The sequence below is a fragment of the Virgibacillus alimentarius genome (assembly GCF_000709085.1).
In the GTDB taxonomy this organism is placed as follows: domain Bacteria; phylum Bacillota; class Bacilli; order Bacillales; family Amphibacillaceae; genus Virgibacillus_B; species Virgibacillus_B alimentarius.
Map to the genome: position 1 here is coordinate 1 of NZ_JFBD01000041.1, position 17,820 is coordinate 17,820.

The 17,820-nt window shown below is 39.5% G+C and carries 20 protein-coding genes and 1 pseudogene; 15 read left to right on the plus strand and 6 right to left on the minus strand.

All coding sequences use genetic code 11. The annotated features are described in order from the left end of the window. Nucleotides 1-425: 425 nt before the first annotated feature. Nucleotides 426-587, plus strand: a complete 162-nt coding sequence (locus GZ63_RS18090; protein WP_198020916.1) for a hypothetical protein — start codon at nt 426-428, stop codon at nt 585-587. A 217-nt stretch (nt 588-804) separates the two neighbouring features. Here GZ63_RS18090 and GZ63_RS0107055 read toward each other — a convergent pair whose 3' ends face one another. The 3 genes from GZ63_RS0107055 to GZ63_RS0107065 form a co-directional block, all read right to left on the minus strand. Beyond that, the gene (locus GZ63_RS0107055; RefSeq protein ID WP_029268207.1) at nt 805-2,922 is read right to left on the minus strand and encodes an MMPL family transporter; all 2,118 of its coding nucleotides are present in this window, start codon (nt 2,920-2,922) and stop codon (nt 805-807) included. A gap of 113 nt (nt 2,923-3,035) precedes the next feature. After that, the gene (locus GZ63_RS0107060) at nt 3,036-3,611 is read right to left on the minus strand and encodes a TetR/AcrR family transcriptional regulator (protein WP_029268209.1); all 576 of its coding nucleotides are present in this window, start codon (nt 3,609-3,611) and stop codon (nt 3,036-3,038) included. A gap of 97 nt (nt 3,612-3,708) precedes the next feature. Further along, a complete protein-coding gene (locus tag GZ63_RS0107065) occupies nt 3,709-4,125 on the minus strand; it encodes a DUF1284 domain-containing protein (protein ID WP_029268211.1) in 417 nt (138 codons plus the stop codon). Between the two features lie 554 nt (nt 4,126-4,679). Here GZ63_RS0107065 and GZ63_RS0107075 point away from each other — a divergent pair. From GZ63_RS0107075 to GZ63_RS0107085, 3 genes are all read left to right on the plus strand, one after another. Beyond that, a complete protein-coding gene (locus GZ63_RS0107075) occupies nt 4,680-5,846 on the plus strand; it encodes a nucleotide sugar dehydrogenase (RefSeq protein WP_029268214.1) in 1,167 nt (388 codons plus the stop codon). A 517-nt stretch (nt 5,847-6,363) separates the two neighbouring features. Continuing rightward, the gene (locus tag GZ63_RS0107080; protein ID WP_029268216.1) at nt 6,364-6,855 is read left to right on the plus strand and encodes an RNA polymerase sigma factor; all 492 of its coding nucleotides are present in this window, start codon (nt 6,364-6,366) and stop codon (nt 6,853-6,855) included. Continuing rightward, nucleotides 6,855-7,766, plus strand: a complete 912-nt coding sequence (locus tag GZ63_RS0107085; RefSeq protein WP_029268218.1) for a sigma factor regulator N-terminal domain-containing protein — start codon at nt 6,855-6,857, stop codon at nt 7,764-7,766. The genes GZ63_RS0107080 and GZ63_RS0107085 overlap by 1 nt, the downstream gene beginning before the upstream one ends. Before the next feature lie 167 nt (nt 7,767-7,933). Here GZ63_RS0107085 and GZ63_RS16500 read toward each other — a convergent pair whose 3' ends face one another. Together GZ63_RS16500 and GZ63_RS18325 are read right to left on the minus strand one after the other, a co-directional pair. Next, complete coding sequence (locus tag GZ63_RS16500) at nt 7,934-8,776, minus strand: DUF3231 family protein (protein ID WP_226374325.1); 843 nt, start codon at nt 8,774-8,776, stop codon at nt 7,934-7,936. Nucleotides 8,777-8,784: 8 nt separating this feature from the next. Beyond that, a complete protein-coding gene (locus GZ63_RS18325) occupies nt 8,785-8,913 on the minus strand; it encodes a DUF3231 family protein (RefSeq protein WP_226374327.1) in 129 nt (42 codons plus the stop codon). A gap of 715 nt (nt 8,914-9,628) precedes the next feature. Here GZ63_RS18325 and GZ63_RS0107100 point away from each other — a divergent pair. The 10 genes and pseudogenes from GZ63_RS0107100 to GZ63_RS17855 form a co-directional block, all read left to right on the plus strand. Then, nucleotides 9,629-10,282, plus strand: a complete 654-nt coding sequence (locus GZ63_RS0107100) for a YczE/YyaS/YitT family protein (protein WP_084179078.1) — start codon at nt 9,629-9,631, stop codon at nt 10,280-10,282. A gap of 533 nt (nt 10,283-10,815) precedes the next feature. Beyond that, nucleotides 10,816-10,977 carry an aspartyl-phosphate phosphatase Spo0E family protein gene (locus tag GZ63_RS17350; RefSeq protein WP_084179081.1) on the plus strand — a complete coding sequence of 54 codons (162 nt, stop codon included), beginning with the start codon at nt 10,816-10,818 and terminating at the stop codon, nt 10,975-10,977. A gap of 322 nt (nt 10,978-11,299) precedes the next feature. Further along, nucleotides 11,300-12,070 carry a tyrosine-protein phosphatase gene (locus tag GZ63_RS0107110; RefSeq protein WP_029268224.1) on the plus strand — a complete coding sequence of 257 codons (771 nt, stop codon included), beginning with the start codon at nt 11,300-11,302 and terminating at the stop codon, nt 12,068-12,070. A gap of 170 nt (nt 12,071-12,240) precedes the next feature. Continuing rightward, on the plus strand, nt 12,241-12,879 hold the full coding sequence (locus GZ63_RS0107115) for a cupin domain-containing protein (protein WP_051681420.1): 639 nt from the start codon (nt 12,241-12,243) through the stop codon (nt 12,877-12,879). A gap of 318 nt (nt 12,880-13,197) precedes the next feature. Then, nucleotides 13,198-13,455: a hypothetical protein gene (locus GZ63_RS0107120; RefSeq protein ID WP_029268228.1), complete on the plus strand. Its 258-nt coding sequence runs from the start codon at nt 13,198-13,200 to the stop codon at nt 13,453-13,455. A gap of 95 nt (nt 13,456-13,550) precedes the next feature. Beyond that, nucleotides 13,551-13,718, plus strand: coding sequence for a hypothetical protein (locus GZ63_RS17850; protein WP_156947694.1), 168 nt, complete (start codon nt 13,551-13,553; stop codon nt 13,716-13,718). A 229-nt stretch (nt 13,719-13,947) separates the two neighbouring features. Next, entirely contained in the window at nt 13,948-14,646 is a 699-nt protein-coding gene (locus GZ63_RS0107130; RefSeq protein ID WP_029268230.1) for a hypothetical protein, read from the plus strand. A gap of 177 nt (nt 14,647-14,823) precedes the next feature. Continuing rightward, nucleotides 14,824-15,066 (plus strand): helix-turn-helix transcriptional regulator, encoded by a 243-nt coding sequence (locus GZ63_RS0107135; protein ID WP_029268231.1) that lies wholly within the window; start codon nt 14,824-14,826, stop codon nt 15,064-15,066. Next, nucleotides 15,053-15,400, plus strand: coding sequence for a DUF2178 domain-containing protein (locus GZ63_RS0107140; RefSeq protein WP_156947695.1), 348 nt, complete (start codon nt 15,053-15,055; stop codon nt 15,398-15,400). Before GZ63_RS0107135 ends, GZ63_RS0107140 begins: the two co-directional genes overlap by 14 nt. A 221-nt stretch (nt 15,401-15,621) precedes the next feature. Beyond that, nucleotides 15,622-15,747, plus strand: a pseudogene (locus GZ63_RS17855) (ABC transporter ATP-binding protein); the annotation flags it as partial. A gap of 166 nt (nt 15,748-15,913) precedes the next feature. On the opposite strand, the gene GZ63_RS0107150 reads toward GZ63_RS17855, so the two are convergent. Then, nucleotides 15,914-17,143 (minus strand): IS110 family RNA-guided transposase, encoded by a 1,230-nt coding sequence (locus tag GZ63_RS0107150; protein ID WP_029268235.1) that lies wholly within the window; start codon nt 17,141-17,143, stop codon nt 15,914-15,916. Nucleotides 17,144-17,525: 382 nt separating this feature from the next. On the opposite strand from GZ63_RS0107150, the gene GZ63_RS0107155 reads away from it, so the two are divergent. Continuing rightward, nucleotides 17,526-17,820 (plus strand): N-acetylmuramoyl-L-alanine amidase family protein (locus GZ63_RS0107155; protein ID WP_029268236.1); only part of this gene is annotated, 295 nt, incomplete at its 3' end.

The following is a 17,820-nucleotide window of genomic DNA, read 5'->3' on the forward strand; positions in this document are numbered from 1 at the left end:
AAAGTTGGGGAGTCGCGCGATCTCGGTCTGAACTTGAGTGATAAAGTTGGGGAGTCGCGCGATCTTGGTCTGAACTTGAGTGATAAAGTTGGGGAGTCGCGCGATCTTGGTTCGAACTCGAGCGATAAAGTTTGAAAGTAGCACGAGCACCGGTTCGTGCGGCAGGTGTCTGGCTCTCTTTGAATTTTGTCGAATTTGAATACATAAAAAATCGCATAGCAATTTCCAACCAAAATCACGTATGAAATTCGGCTTTTACCAATCATTCCATTTTACGGTGAACCAATGAATGCGTATGCTAAATACAAATAGATTAGAAAGGAAGAAGGGAAATTTTTTGCAGGGCAAAAAATGCACTGATTGCTTGCATGGTTTTTTGTTTCATCTAGCATGGACAATCCAAAAATAGAGAGGAGGGAGCGTGCTTGAGATGTGGAGCAAAATGCTTTCTCGTTCAAATAGAAGCAAATGGAGAAAATCAAATGAAGTTCGTCAATGCGAGAACGCCTGCGGAAGCCAGGAAAATCTTTCGCCGGAAATATGGAACAGGGGCTCAAATTCTATCCGTTCGAGAAAAGAAACGGTAATCCTGATGGATGTGGTCGCGCGAACCTGGTCTGAACTCGAGCGACACAGGCAAAAAGTCGCGCGAACTCGGTCCCAACTCGAGCGACACAGGCAAAAAGTCGCGCGAACTCGGTCTGAACTCGAGCGACACAGGCAAAAAGTCGCGCGAGCACCAGTGCGGCAGGTGCTAGCCTCCCAGTGCAAGCCTTCCATCAATAGTGGAAGGCTTTTGACCGGTCATTGCTGTTCAACTTCGGTTTGCTTTCCTTTTTCTTTCTCAAATAATACAAGCAATCCTGGAAGCAGTATTCCTCGTATCAGGAAGGTATCCATTAATATGCCAACAGCTACAATAAACCCGAAAACAAATAAGAGTTCGATTGGTTGTGTGGTTAGGACTGCAAATGTTGCAGCAAGGATAACGCCGGCTGACGAAATCACCCCGCCTGTGTGGGAGACTGCAATTTCGACTGCTTTTCGGATTGGATGGTGTTTTCTTTCCTCCATAAACCTGGACACCAGCATAATATTATAGTCGATACCAAGTGCGACCAGGAATACAAAGGCATACAACGGAACTCTGTTATTGATGGATTCAATTCCAAAGAATAAGTCGACGAGGAACATCCCTAGGCCTAGTGCCGCTACGTAAGAAATCAAAATCGTCCCCATCATGTAAATCGGCATTTTGATTGATTTCGTCAAGAAAATAAGTGCGGCAAAGATTAATAATGTCTCTAATGTGATGATGACTTTTAAATCACGATTGTTTACCGAGCGGTCATCCACGGCTGTGGCTGTTTCGCCGGTGAAATACAGGTTGCCTTCAACATTTGCCTCCTTTGTGATTGTCTCCGATTGACGCATGATTTCCTCCAGTGCATCCATGGCCTCATTTGAATAGGGGTTTGCATCGAAAGTTACATTGTAGGAGACAGCTTTTTTATGATCGGATATTTGATTGAATTGGACATTTTCCACATGCTTTTGATCCGCAAGTATGTCAGCGAACTGTGTATATTTCGCTTCACTTAATTCTTTATCCGTTTCCAGCAAAACCGTTGTTGGTGCGAGGTCGCCAGGGTTAAACTTTTCCTCTAGCATTTCATATCCAACGCGGGAGGGCATATCTTTTGGAAATGATTTGAGTGTATCAAATTCATAATGCGTATGCAGGATGTTACTGGCACTGAACAAGAGAAAAATGCCAATCACGCTAACCGAAATGATTGGTTTCCTTGACACAAAGTGACCAATTTTGCTCCAGATGGAGTTTGTCTTTACGTGTTTATCGCCAACCTTTGGAATCAGTGGCCAAAAGGATTTTCTGCCAAAAATCGTAAATAATGCTGGAACCAGTGTCACGGAAGCAATCATGACGAAAAACATGGTGGTTGAAAATAATGGTGCGAAATTATGCGAATCGCCAAAGTTTGCAAAGAACAATACGAGCATGGCTACTAGGACCGTTCCACCTGAAAATAGGACAGGGAGGCCGACACCGCGCATCGCATATCGCATTGCTTCATGCTTGTTTTCGTATGTTTTCAATTCTTCCCGGTACCTTGAAAAAACGAACAGTGAATAATCAATGAGTGCGGCGAAGAGTAAAATCGACATGATCGATAGGGATTGCGACCCCATTGGAACACCTGCTTTTCCGATCAACCCTAGCACCTGGTTCACAACCATATAAACAATTCCTGCTGCGAGTAGCGGAATGAGGGCGAGGGCAGGTGAACGATAAATAACGACTAGTAATACCAGAATAATGCCAACCGTTGCGAGAATGAGCACAACATCTGCTCTTGAAAATAGATTTTTCGTATCGGCGGATATCCCCGCTGGTCCAGTAACTTCCATTTTGAATGTGGTATTGGATTCCATCACATCATCTATTTGATCAATGGAATTGCTGATCTCCCCCGTGTCCAAGGATGCATCAAAATGTACTGGGATCAGTGCCGTCGTCTCATCTTCTGAATAAAAGGATTCTTGTGCTTTTGGCGGCAGTTTAGCAAGTGGGACGACTTGCTTTAGTCCATGAATGTTTTTTTCGGTAATATGTTTGACCGCCTCGGAAACGTCCGTGGTTGGAAGTTTCCCTTCTTTTGCTTGAAATACAAGGATGGCTGGGATCCCGTCGTTATCACTGAAATAATGATCCATTTTTTGCTCGGCGACGACCGATTGGGTGTCATCGGGAAACGGATCTAGTCGTGAAACTTCGTAGTCCCTAGCGCTTGGTGCCAGTGCAGCAAGAATGATGGTAAGCGCCAGCCAAACTCCGACGGTTACCCACATGCCTTTTTTGCTACTGATGAAATCGGTGAGGGTATGCAATGTTTTACGCATGATCGAACATCCCTTTCTTCATGAAATTGCTTCCAATGGACATGCAACGATCTAAAATAAAAGTAACACATGTGTCACTTTACTATTATTTATGAAAGTAACACATGTGTCAATTATTTTTCTGTGATCATTCCGTGACGGATGATTTCTTTTATCGATTTGATCCATTCGAAGTAGGCAATGCTTTTAGGTTTTGGTAAATCAATGGTACCAAATAAAAAGCCAATGATCAGGTCATTTGGGAGTTCTTGTTTTAATTTGGATTCCCTTTTTCCTTTGTCTACAAAACCTTGCATCGAATGATACATGGTTTGGTGTAAATCCATGATTTTTTGCTTATTTGCCTCTGTTTTTTCATGATTCGTTTGCGGAAGGTTCATCGCCATTTGCCTGATTCGATGGATATCGGTATCTTTTAAAATAACCTCTAGCAAATAATCAAATTGGTCTTCAAAATCGTTGATCGCATCTATTTGTTTCAGTTTTTCTACAGATTGTTCGGTTTCATACACCATATAATCCGTGATCAGGTCATCTTTGTGATCATAATATTTATATAATGCTCCTCTAGAAACGCCAAGATTGGATGCGAGGATTCCAAATGTAAATCCCTCGTAACCATCCTGTAAAAGGATATGTTTCGTTTCTCTATATAATGCATCCGTTGAAAATTTCCGCTCCCGCGCCATATACTCACCTCGAACCCAATTATAGCAGGTGTGCGGTGCCTGTCACTTCCCGAATTTTGTCATATTTTGTCGAATCATCCGGGTTAACGGGGAGAGTTTAGTTGAGTTTTCGTAAGCCTTCCCCGTCAAGAATCTCTTGTATACCTTCCTCACAAACCCCGTAAGATCGCCAGGTACATTGTTTGCAAACAGACTGTATATCGGAAGGAATGACATGCTGTCGGATGCGGGATTCAATCGCTTCCCACGTAAGAATTTGTCCGATGTCAAGCTTTAATTTCATTAAAATAGCAGTATCTTGTTCATAGATATGGCTATTTTCACAGTGGTATTCGCCTGTTTCAGGAAACTTTTCACACAGCTGATCCGGCCCTCTGACAATTTGGATGCTCGTCTTGGGATTATTTCTTAGCGTTTGGTGCAAATGCGTCATATTTTCCACGTACTCCTCGGAATATCCCATTCCCCGATAACCTAGAAGGCAAAAAAGATGATGTCCTCGCAGTTTATACATAATATGCCCCCATTTCTACACATTCGATTCGCTATAATGTTAACACAAAATAATAAAGGTTAACATTGGAAGGGTGCCTGTCACTTCCCGAATTTTGTCGAATGGGTTTTTGGGAGGGTGCCTGTCACTTCCCGAATTTTATTTTTCATTGCTGCTCATCTGTCTATGATAAATCCGAAAAGACATAAAATAACTGCTTGCTTAGCTCGTGGCAGAGAGTAAGTCCAGGCGGAGTTTCGTCAAACGGTATTTGCTGTAGCAGGAGATGCAACTCCCGACTTTTTATATCGTATCCGGGTATTCCGAAATAAATGGAGGCGATTTACGCCACATCATTGAGTTTCCTTCGCTATCTCTCCGTATATGGATACAAAATTCACATTGAATCTTTTTTCTAATGATTCTGTCCTGAAATTAGGGGCGGTAGTGTAGCTGATATGTTAAAATAAATGGGAGTCTAAAAACACAATGTTTATTTATACAAATGATTCGAAGCGTGAAAATCAATCAGGCAGACTAACGTTTAAAGAAGGACAAGCAAGGAGGAAACACAAATGAAAATTGCAGTCGCCGGAACAGGTTATGTCGGCTTATCGAATGCCGTATTACTGGCCCAGCATCATGAAGTGGTTGCTTTAGATATTCTTGAAGAAAAAGTGGACTTGATTAATCATAAAAAATCACCGATCGTGGATCCTGAAATCGAGGATTTTTTAGCAACGAAGGATTTAAATTTAACCGCAACAACAAATCCGAAAGAGGCATTTAAGGATGCGGAATATATCATTATTTCTACACCGACCAACTATGACCCGGAGCAGAACTATTTTGATACAAGCAGTGTGGAATCGGTGATTGACCAGGTGCTAGCGATCAATCCAAAAGCTACTATGATGATCAAATCAACGATCCCTGTTGGTTATACAAAAGCGATCAGCAAAAAATTCGAGACGGAAAATATTGTTTTTTCCCCGGAATTTTTAAGAGAGGGAAAGGCGTTACATGACAATTTGCATCCTTCCCGTATTATCGTAGGGGAGCAGTCGGCGCGTGCGAAAACCTTTGCCGGATTGCTGGCTGAAGGTGCCGTCAAAGAAAATATTCCAATGTTATTTACAGATTCCACGGAAGCAGAAGCGATCAAGTTGTTTTCCAATACGTATTTGGCTATGCGGGTTTCTTTCTTTAATGAACTGGATACGTACGGGGAGATGAACGGCCTGAATACGCAGCAGATTATCGAAGGGGTTGGACTGGACCCAAGGATTGGGGATCATTATAATAACCCATCTTTTGGTTACGGGGGCTACTGCTTGCCGAAAGATACGAAGCAGCTCGCCGCAAACTTCAGAGGCATTCCAAATAATATTATTGACGCAATTGTGGATGCGAATGCGACAAGGAAGAGGCATATTGCTGATAGGATCCTGGCGCGCAAGCCGGAAGTCGTGGGTATTTACCGTTTGACGATGAAAACGGGATCGGATAACTTTAGACAGTCCGCGATTCAAGATGTGATTAACCATGTGAAAGCGGGCGGGGCAGAGGTTCTTGTATATGAGCCAGTCCTGGATGTGGATGAATTTGATGGTCTTCAGGTGGTTAAGAATTTTGATGCATTTAAAGCGAAGAGTGACGTGATCGTGGCGAACCGCCTGGACGAAGAACTTCAAGACGTGAAGGATAAGGTTTATACGAGGGATTTATTTAGTAGGGATTGATGGTTTAGGTTGGTTTCCAATCCGTTTTTTATTCGAAATGATAATAAGCCTGTAGAGAAGGTACCTTCTTTCTCTACAGGCTTTTTTGCTTCAATGAGCCAGCGTTGCTAATGAAGTAAAGTAGTTCGTTCTGCAGAGCACCGACTAAACTCGAGCGATAGCCTCCCGAACTCGAGCGATAACGGTAGAAACTCGAGCGAGATGAGGTACGAAGAGGGAAAATCAAATAAGATGGGGTGAGTTAGTTCTGGAATTTGGATACAGTGCATGAAGCATTATTTAGCGCTTTCTCCGGAAATTTGCGCTTCGCTATAATTTATCGCGGTTGCTCATTTCCTTTCGCTTCGTTGTTCTAGTTTTAGGACAAATTCCGATTAGATTCATTACCTTTCCATTGTTTTGTCGGGAATCCTAAAAAGCAAGACAGCCCCGAGCTATTCATTTATTCGTATAAAAAATTGGAAGTGTATACATTTTTGAATGTTCATCCGTTGTATAAGTAGAGGGAGGTCGAGAGATGAAAAAAGAAAATGAACTAGCCTCCTACCTCATTCATTTAGGAGAGGAAGTGTTTCGAGTTCTACTAGCAAAAGGAGCCAAAAAAGAGGATGCAGAAGATATCGTTCAAAATACGTTTTACAAAGTGTATGTCTTGTTAGATGACCTGACAGAGAGCAATCTGCGTCCGTGGTTTTTTAGGGTGTCACTCAATGAGTACATTGACTTGAAAAGGAAAAAGGAGAAGCAGAACATTTACTTAACAGAGGAAATTTATTTCAAATTGCAACGCACGGATGATAATTTTGAAGAGGTTTTAAAGAAGGATGAAATTTTCTATCTATTGAAAGACATCAAAAAAGATTACAAAGAAATTTTCTTTTTAAAGTATTATTATGATTTTTCATATGAGGAAATTGCTCTTATTTTAGACATTCAGGTAAATAGCGTAAAGCAAAAATTATATCGCGCACGTAAATCGATTCGATCAAAAATAGGGGGTAAACATTAATGGGTCCTTCGCTTAATAATGCTTTACAAAAAGCAAAACGAAAACAACTGCTAAAAATCATCATCATTTCGCTTCTTGTCGTACTAATTGTTTTACCCATCTTATATAAAACAGGCAACTATTTTGCCATGAAAAGTACTGAAAGGCTTCATGATCGGCTTTTCTTATATCATGCAATTGCCGAGCCGAATATTCAAATTGATTCCCAAGTAACGCGTAATTCATCCATGTTCGGTGGAAACATTATTACCAATCGTTCTAAAAATATTAATGGCTACGTTGTTCCGTGGAGCACACTTACAAGTTCATATGATTGGCTTAGGACCGATATAGATCATAACGAGTTAATTCCCGGATTTTATTGGACGGATACACAGTTCTATGAATATGATAAGCAAACCAAAAATAAGGTTGCCACCTTTTATCATCCGTCCATACACGATTACCATGATGGTGTACAAAATGAACTAGGGGAAATTTCACAAATGGAAAATCATGTTGCAGAAGTTGCCATTTCATTCGATCGACCCTATACATTACAGGAAATACAAGCAAAAATCCCCGATCATTTAAATATCGTATGGCTGTATATGACATCGCCAATTGGAGATGAAAGTAACGGTCCTGCTGGTACGGTAAACTATGGATTTGATCCATCTGATTCACCGAAAGAGGCATATAAGAGCTTTCTTGATGGACTAGAAGATTATGACGTGCGTGGCAGCAATGAAGCCATCCAGGATTTTTTAAAGGCTAATAAAAACAAACCATTTGATCAAGTAAACATTTTAGGGGTCATGCTCACCGGTCAAACAGAAAATTTTAAAGCCTTAAAAAATCAAGATTTCATTCGAGGAGCTTCTGTCGGGGCTACCGCGGAAATTGTTCCTTATATTGAACCTGAAAAATAAGTGCAAACGGGTACCTAGCTAGAGAATGATGGGCTGATAAAGCGTTCGGCAGCAACTAGCGGGGGGATGTCCGAAAGCACGCTAGTTAGTAAAGGTGTTGATGATGACGAAAGGAGAAAGATAGAATTGGAGCAGTCCCTAAACGGTGGACTTTCCCCTTTTAGGGATCAAACATCCATTTTTGGTGGTTCCTCAAGCCACCCCTTGGAAATCATGAGTAACTCCGCTTCGCGCGCGTATGTAAAGACATCTTTCCCCTGCAATCCTGCTTTTACGTCCAAATCATTGCGCATGTTGAAGGATGCACTGAATCCTTGTCCGCCTATACTTAAGCTAGATAAAAGGTATGTACAGAATACCATTAATTTATCTGAGAATGGGGCTTCTAGTGAATCTGTAAGGGTTTCGCCTGATGTTGCGGGAGGTTGAATATTACTTTGGAGCAGGACGTCGCTATCTTGCTTTAAAATTTTTTTAGAAAGCTGGATCCCCTTTATAAAGTATTCTTTTGCCTCTCTATCTTTGGCTGTTTGGGCGAATCCCCTCATTAAATTCATACCGGTAATATTGGTTTCAATCGAGTGGTACAATAATCCAAACTCAATGGTATTTAATGGGCGTTTATCCCCCATGATATTGGTGCCTTTCATGTATGCTTTATCCGTAATATAATCCGTCGACGTTGGCATGGTAGTATAGGTAGGACGAGGCAGTATCGATTTCCCAAGTAGGTATTGGGTAAATTCATTATAGTAACTTTGCGTGATGCTACTTAGCTGTTTATAAAAATTGATCACATCTTCTCGATAAGCTATGGATAGATGAAGCGCATACAGCCCCGTACTGATTTCTTTTAGCACTCGACAGAACATAATATCAAAGCCATTTTCCCATAGCTTTGGTGCTTTTCTATTGACATCTTCCTCTGTAAACCCTTGTGGGAGTACCGCCCCCTCATTTTCAAACATATTGTTGGTCTCGTTAATCTTTGCATGCAGTTGTTTCCACAAACCGGACATCATATGTTGGGCTTTTTATCATCGGCATGCTCGATAAAATATTCTAATATACGCGAAATCATTGTTTTCTTTTGATAGGTCATCCAGAGCGCTCCAAGTTCGGTGCCACTCATTTTAGGTTTCTCCATGATATGCTGTCCTCCTACTTTTAATATCAATGGTATTTTTACCTTCTCTTTAGCAAAATATTTATGCTAGCGATTTTTGGAGTTTTTTATCTTGTGCGGTTTTTTTAAATACCTCTCGCTCGAGTTGGGGAGGCTCTCGCTCGACTTTTAAGCGTTATTGCTCGAGTTGGGTAGGCTCTCGCTCGACTTTTAGGCATTATCGCTCGACCTCGGGAGGCTCTCGCTCGAGTTTTAAGCGTTATCGCTCGAGTTTGGTAGGCTCTTGCTCGACTTTTAGGCGTTATTGCTCGAGTTTGGTAGGCTCTTGCTCGACTTTTAGGTGTTATTGCTTGAGTTAGAAGATTAAGTAAGTAATTTGAATTGAACGATAAAAACAGTTACAGTGCAATCCAAAATAACAAAGACCGCAAGTGCTGGAACATCTATGATCCACCCTCAAAGAGAACAGGCTCAAAGGTTCAAGAAAATAGATCATCCCCTAAAGGTTGGAGGCTCAGGGGGGAGGTCTGTTTTTTTTTATGTTGAAATAGTATTGCCACGAGACGTTAAAAAGTGGATCCAGGCTATTTATTCGCTAAATAAAATTTTGTTGCAGGAACAAACCCTTCTTCAACGTCATTTGAATAAGGATCTATTGACCGTGGAAATGGAGCTTGTGCTATCTCTTTAATCGGTGAATAAATCTCAATTTTAGAAAAAATAAGGCGACTGTGTTATGTTAAAGTCATCATTTTTTCATGGAGATGGGGTGATTTCATCGTTGGCACGGGAGAAATTCATGTTTTATGCACTGGGTATTGTGATGTTTACCTTTGGCATTGTGTTAACACTCCAATCAGGGCTCGGTATTTCGCCGTTTGATGCGCTTTTGGTCGGTTTACATAGGACAATCGGACTGACAATCGGAAGCTGGGAAGTTATTCTCGGCGCGCTAATGTTGTTGTTAAATGCACTTTTGCTGCAGCGCCACCCCGCATATTTAGGCCTGCTCACGGCACTGATGATTGGGGTCTGTATTGATCTCTGGGTGGTGATCCTCGACGGCTGGGTACAGCCTGAAACTTTAGCCGGTCAACTTATTTGTTTTACCTTGGGTTTGATCGTCAACGGGTTTGGAATAGCAACATATCTGCAGGCGAATTTTGCACCGGTGCCGTTTGACGGTACGATGCTTGCGGTGACTGAATTAACAGGGTTCAATGTTAGTATTTCACGCGCGTTTATCTTCATTGTGTTGGTTATACTCGCATTTATTTTTAATGGTCCGATCGGGATCGGCACGTTGTTGATTACCTTTTTGAGCGGGGTAACGATCAATTTCTTTCATCCCTATGTTGAAAAAATGAAAAGGCTAATAGAACTAGGCTGAGTGGTGTTCACGCACTGTTCAGTCTTGTTATTGATAGGTTTTTGCCGCTCAATTGAAGTCCGAAATGTTTATATAACACGGGGGGAGTATTAAGTATTAAGTTATCTCTTCATTCATTTGATCACCAGTAAAGGCCACGAATGAATGGTTTTTACTCAAACATCTTGGATCAGGGAACTACGAGAAAAAATGATACTAACTTTTTAGAGGGAGGGGCAGAGGTACTCATTTCAATTATAGAAAAATTGAACATCCAAGTATGGTATACCGTTGATCATTTCTGTATATGACGAGAGATAATGAAGAAATTTACCTAAAGTGGAAGATCTACTGTAATTAAAATCGAATAGTATCCAGAAGTAGAAAAAAAGATGAACTAACCGAAATTCGTGTTAGCAGTCTAATGTAGCAAACGATCTAGTTCAGATTTAAGATACAGAAAGTGGTACAAAGTAGTTTTTAATTCGTATTAAATCTCCACATTACGGATTCGTTTTAACAAAAGTGGAGGGGAATTTGAGGCATTGTGTAACATGACAGCATTGAGAAAAAAGATAGAAGAAACGCGAAAAATGATGTATGAAACATATGAAAAAAATCCGAATGACCCAGAAATTCTGTTCATTTCACAAAAATTGGATGTATTTTTAAATAAATATGACCGATTACGTAAAAATACGAAGAAATTTAAGTGAATGTTGGGAATTCGAATGTAAAAATTCTTGTGCTTTATACGCAATAGTGTCAAGAGAGTCTATGTCCAATATCTCCTGGATTGATGAGGTATTGGACGTTTTTTGTTACATACGTTGTATTATAGTTCAACGAAGGACGCACTTCCCTTTTTCATTAAAATCTATCACATATTGATCGAATCAGCCTTTTAGTAAAAAATTAACAGTTATTTTACATAAGTATAAAACCTTCTTAATAATTACCTTGTATATTTGAGATAAGATTAAAATAAAATTACTTTCGGAAACAGATGATTCTATCAAATTTTTTAGGGGGAATCGGATGTCTATAAAGAATGCAAAATTAAATTGGGTACGATTGCCACTTGATCGCCTTGAAAATTGTCGAGAATTAGGTGGATACAATACAAAATATGGTGAGCAAATAAAGTGGCATACCTTTTTAAGGTCAAGTAATATGAGCAATCTCACGCAGGAAGATATGGCTTTTTTAAAAGAGTACGGAGTAAAAACCGTCATTGATTTAAGGGAAGAAGATGAAATAAAAGCTTATCAAAATCCACTAGCAGAGATGGATTTCTGCAATTATCATAACATTCCTTTTTTTGCTCAGCAAATATCGAAAAGCAGTTTATTTAAAGAACCGTTTTTGGGTGATTCCTATGTTAAGATATTAGAGCAAATCGACTCGATGAAAAGGATCTTTGATACGATTGATCAAGCATCAGAAGGATGTGTCGTCTTTCATTGTATGGCTGGCAAAGACCGTACAGGCATTTTAGCCATGCTGCTGTTAGGTATAGCGGGAGTAGAGAAAAAAGACATTATTTCCAATTATGAAGTAACTTATACGAATTTGGAGTCATTGCATGCGTATAAAAGTCTATACGAATACGAGAGCATTCCGAAAGCGTTTTTGTATTCTCGTCGTGAATATATTTTACGAGCTTATGAACATATTGTTCATTCCTATCAAAGTTTTGATCATTATTTGATGGCAAAAGGGGTAGAGCGAGGAGTCATCGACCGGGTGAGAAGGCGCTTATTGGGCGTTGGAGAAACGGTTACAATGCATGGAAACTTCAAAGGTTAGCAGGAGAAGTGTTAGCACACCACTTCTCTTTTTTTGGTTACTGGGACCTCCCGCTAGTTAAATAGCATGAATACCCACTCCCATCTTAATCATCGTATCCAATCACTTGTTTCATGACAGTCGCATAATTTGTTGATGTGATGATTATTACGAAAAGGAGTGACATAGTCGTGGTGAAGCAGTATATGGATTACAAAGATCCTGATTTGCACTATTCCTATGATTTGGGACAAAGTAGATTCTTTACTAAAAATCAAGACAATTATATCAATGTGCTTGGTAAGGAACAATTGCCAACAATCGGTAATGTGTTTTTGCTTGACGTGTTTTTAAGTACCGGCAATGTTGTTGAGCCGCATTATCATTCAAATGCGTCAGAGTTAATTTATTGTATTACGGGTGAAACAATTGTTTCAATGATCAACCCATCCACGAATGAATTGAAAAATATCCGAATCCAGTCTCAGCAGGTGGTGACTATTCCACAGGGATGGTGGCATTATTTTGCGGCAAGTATGGATCACACACATGTCCTTACCATTTATGATACGCCTGAGCTTGATACTGTTTGGGGTTCCGATGTCCTGCGCTTGACGCCGCCTCAGGTGTTTGCTCATACGTATTGCCTCGATCAAGGGCAGATTCAACAAGCGTTAGCACCGATAAGAGATACAGTCATCATTGGGCCGCCGGCAGATTGTGATCGAAGTAGAGGCAGATACAGTAATAAGGATGCTTATTACCAACCCTACTATCCTTCTAGTCCATATTACACAAGGGGAATGCACCCCCACTACAATGATTCGTAAAAGTTGGGATTAGCTGTTTTAAAACGGCCCATGTTTTTGTTGTTTGATAATAATTGGATTAACATTCCATATCCATCTTAATTGTTACTCTTGAATAAACGGACGTACTACCATAGGCATATGAAACATAGATCAACCAGAAATGACTGGTTGACCTCACAATACGATCGAGCGCAATTCTGGAGTGGGAATTGTGCTCTTTATTTATGAAAAGGGACAGTTTGTGAAAACAGAATATGTTAAAATTTAAGTAAATGATTCATCGAAACCAATGATAGATTTGGTACAATTGAAATTTCAAAAAGGGGACCTTAGAAAATGCCATGGACTGACATTAGCTCGCTAATCATTATGCTCGTACTATTAGGAGAGTGCTTTATTTTAATGCGTAAAAATAGTGTTTTAAAAAAGGAAAATGCTCGGCTTTTAAAGAAATACAATGGGTATGATGATCTGAAAAATGAAGCAAAACATTTAATGGAAACCTCAACGGAATTGAAAACGATAAAGGCGTTGAGGGAAAAACACGGTTTATCTTTGGTAGATGCTAAGAATATCGTTGATTCCGTAAAATAGTGTCAGTGAGCAGCAAAAGGGCGCATGGAAGCAGGGCAGTGCCTAGAATAGCCGTTTCATGGAGGATCACCTTCTAACGATACGGGGGGATTTTATTGGGTGTAACAATATTACAAGTTGTTTTTTTGTGTGGAATAATTTATGGTTTTCTTTCATTCTTCCTTGAGATGAAAAATAAATCTAAAAAGGATAAAAATCAGTTAATGCTATCCATTTCCGTGGTAGTGGCATCTACAGCATCATTTCTACTCTTGCTTAATTAATTTTTTACGTCTCAAATTATTCAAAAACCTTCTTCTTCAAATGTTTTTGCTCTTAGTAAGTTGGTATTTATTGGTTATAGGAATATTTTTTTAAGCGTTTTCTGAGGAGCATGAATGTCCATTTTGATGAATTGTTTTTGGTTAATGTAATAGGTAGGGGACTGTGATAATTCGTTATCTGATCGAAACCTTAGTTGGTTTAACAATAATAAAAGGAATGGTTTGACGAATGAAAAAGCGAACAATGATTCTTTATTTTCATGTTGTTTTATTTATGCTAGCAGGATGCGTTGGTAATACAAACGAGGAATCGACAACGGATTCTTCGGAAAACAATTCTGCTATAGAATCAACAGAAGAAGATCCCATCGAAACAGATGAAAGTACGTCAGCACGTGAGTTAGGCGAATCAGACATGGATGATGAAAATGAAATCTCGTCAGATGAATCTGGTCATACGGATTCGGATCGTAACTCATCGGAGAATGGTGACCTTGATGCGGGAGATAAGGAGGACAAAGAAACATTATTATCCCAGTATTCTAGTGAAGAAATTGAATATGCTCGAGTTTGGTTGCAACTTGGACCAAATCAAGAGATAGATGAATTGAATGTTCGACATATTCCAGCTGGCGAACCAATCCATCCTAATGATGACACCAGTGCTAGCTATCCAGAAGATGTTATCCAGTTAGCAGGTTCTCGCTTAGTAGATGGATCAGTAACATATAGTGGTAATGGAGATGGGACGATTCATGTATACAACGTTCCTTTACGTTGGGATAGTAATGATGCTGCTGATGTAGATGAAAACTTCATGCGAGAATACACAGCTGATATTATTGAAAATACAGAGCTAGTGTACGTTGACCCAGGGGACGAGGAAGAAATCATAGAATTCATCGAAGTGCTAAATGTTCATAATTAAGCTAACTGGCGCCAGTTTCGTATATACGATGGCCAGATTGTAGCATCGTTCAATAAAGGTTAGACTCTAATTATTTAGGATCTAACCTAATTTATTCTTTATTTTGTATAAGTTTACTTTACTTTTATACAAGAATATTTTACTATATACGTGTAGTTGAAAAGGAAGGTGTTGACCTTGAAAGATAAATTTGAGGATTACATTGAAAATAAAGTGTATGAACATAGGGTTTTAAAAAGAATGACGCAAAAAGATTTAGCGGACGCTATCGGTGTGTCTAAGCAAACTATATTTGTTATGGAAAAGAATAATTACTCTCCTTCTCTTATTTTGGCTTTTCGAATAGCTGATTTCTTTAACGTAGATGTTAACGATATTTTTACTTATGTGAAAGGAAGTGATCAAAATGTGGAAAACTAGCACAGAAATATCAAATTCAATCTTTTATCCTTTAAAAACTTGGGCGGAAGAATCACCTGGTAATTGGAATATGCTTCTTGGCAGCGGTTTTGTACTGCTTATAGTCGGAGTCATTCTGTTACTTGTATATATCCTAAAAATGGGAAAAGGTGACGAAAGAACAAATCAAATCCATTTAAAAAGTACCCTCATGATGTTACTTGTAGTAATTTTGTGCGATATAAGTTTCCCGAAAGAATATATGTGGCAAATTTTCTTCTTGTTTAAATATGCTATTGCATTCATCGCTTCAGGAATATATCTAGCTGTTCGATATAAAAGGGATTTTTCTTAACTAAAGAATTAAATAGGACGATCAGATGTTAAAAGCACAATCATCTAAATAGAAAAACAAATAACAAACGGACGCGATTCCTGAATAAAGAGCGAGCGACACCAGATTGTGGCAGATCACGTCATATGTAATTATTTTTGAAAATGATGTTAATTTAACTTCCAGGTCAATAGTTATTATTATACGGTGATAAGAGGATATATTGAAATTGAGGTGAAACAATGCAAGCTTTACTTGCAATAGACAATCTGACAGGTGGCTATTCTAGAAAGAATGTGCTTAAAGGTATCAGTTTTAAAGGAAGCAAGAATGAAGTAGTCGGTCTTATCGGCTTAAATGGGGCTGGCATATGAATGGAATCAATAAAGACCTGCGGTAGTATGTCAAGTAAAAATTAAATAGTTTTTTAGTTATCAAGGTACAATTTGCTTAAAAAAGGCAACACTAAACCGACTCCAGTAAATATGTGTAAAATACTGGAAATTACTCAAAGGATTAGAAGCTAATTATGCTTCATGTATTGACGCTCCTTTGTGGCGTGTAAATTTGGTTTTTGCGTAGTAGCGCATCCACCAAACGCACTAATTTTCTTGCAGTTAAGACGAGGGCTCTTTTGTGTTGATGCTTTGGTACTTCATCGAACTTTTTCGCGTAATACTCTTTGTATTCAGGAACATGCCTTCTTACCAAGTTGGCGGCTTCAACGAGGTAATAACGGAGATACTGATTTCCATTACGCGATAACGATGTGTCGTCAGCTGTAAAGCGACCAGATTGGTGTTTACGCCAATAGAGTCCTGCATATTTGGCAATCTTCGTTTCGTCTTCGAAACGTTCTATTTGGCCAATTTCAGCGATAATACCGGCCGTAAACACAGGGCCAATGCCAGGTACAGTTTGAAGCGTTTGTGGCACACCTTTCATGATTCGCTCAATTGATTTATCTATTTCTTTAATTTGCTTTTCAAATGTACGAATCAACGTGATAGAAGTGCCTAGTATCGTATCAATTGAGTCTTCAACGACTTTATCTAATCGATAGGACGAGCGAACAGCTTTTTGAATGGACTTAGCTACATGTTTTGGATCTGGAAATCTATTTTTACCCTTTGATTGTAAGTAATCAGCCAAATCTTCCAAAGGCATTTGAGATAGTTCATCCAAACTATAATTTTCAAGGAAAAGATCCATCATCGCTTTGCCGAACACAGATGACTCTACTTCTTCTGTGAATGTATTGCACTTGTAGCTTAAATACTGTAGAAATTGCTGTTTCTCTTTCGTGATTTGGCGCACAATCTGGTAACGTGCCCGTGTCAATTGTTGAAGAGCCACATACTGTTCTTCTTTCACAACTGACATTGGTAAACGACCAAAACGGAGATAGTCGGCAATGACAAAAGCATCAATTTCATCTGTTTTGTCCATATCGCTGTAGCTCTTCTTGAAATTAGCGATCTGTTTAGGATTCATGACCAATACTTGCCCACCAAGAGAACGAATGAATTTGTCATTGTGTAAAAACATGGATGGATGAAAACTATAAACGCTTGTAGACTCAAGGCCGATACGCAATTGGCTAACAGATTGATTTTCGGCGACCTTTACAATTTCATCCCGTAATTGCGTAGCGCCTGGTAAATCATTAGCAACCGTAAAGGATTTTAGTTCGTCACCTTCGCCATTTAAAAAACAAACCTTGATATCAAAAGAACTTACATCTAAACCAACAAATAAATTCATGGAATTAACACTCCTTTCGATTTAGAATCATTGGAACATGTTTCTTGGACGCTCTGGGATATCCCTAGTGTGGGCGCCGATCAGCAACCTCGTGTATGAGTACTCACCTTGCATCGAAAGCCGCCCTGGAGCTACTACCATCCAGGTTCGAACATCAAGGGGTACAGCCTGCGTGTTTGAAGGTCGAAACGCACACTGGGATTCAGTCTTTGTAATGCGGTCATACCCGCAAGGAGGGTAAGAATTGTCCCAAATGATCCTAAGACCATTATCTAGGAACATCACGGAACGTCCAAGACATTTGACATAAAACCAGGTCAATAATTAAGAAATTAATAGGCGAAAAGGTAATGCCTAAACATACTATACGAGGAGGATTTTGATGAAAAAAATTTTTATTGATGCAGGACATGGAGGAGCAGATTCGGGTGCTATTGGTAATGGGCTTAAAGAAAAAGATGTTTGCTTGACGATTGCTCTAAAGATGAGGGATTATTTGAACCGGGAGTATGCGGAACAAATTATTAAACTTTCCCGCACAAAAGATGAATATTTGACCTTAAAGCAGCGCACAAATATGGCAAATCACTGGGGGGCGAATTGCTTTGTGTCGATTCATCTTAATGCAGGGGGAGGGGCAGGATTTGAATCGTATATTTATAATGGGAAATTTGCAG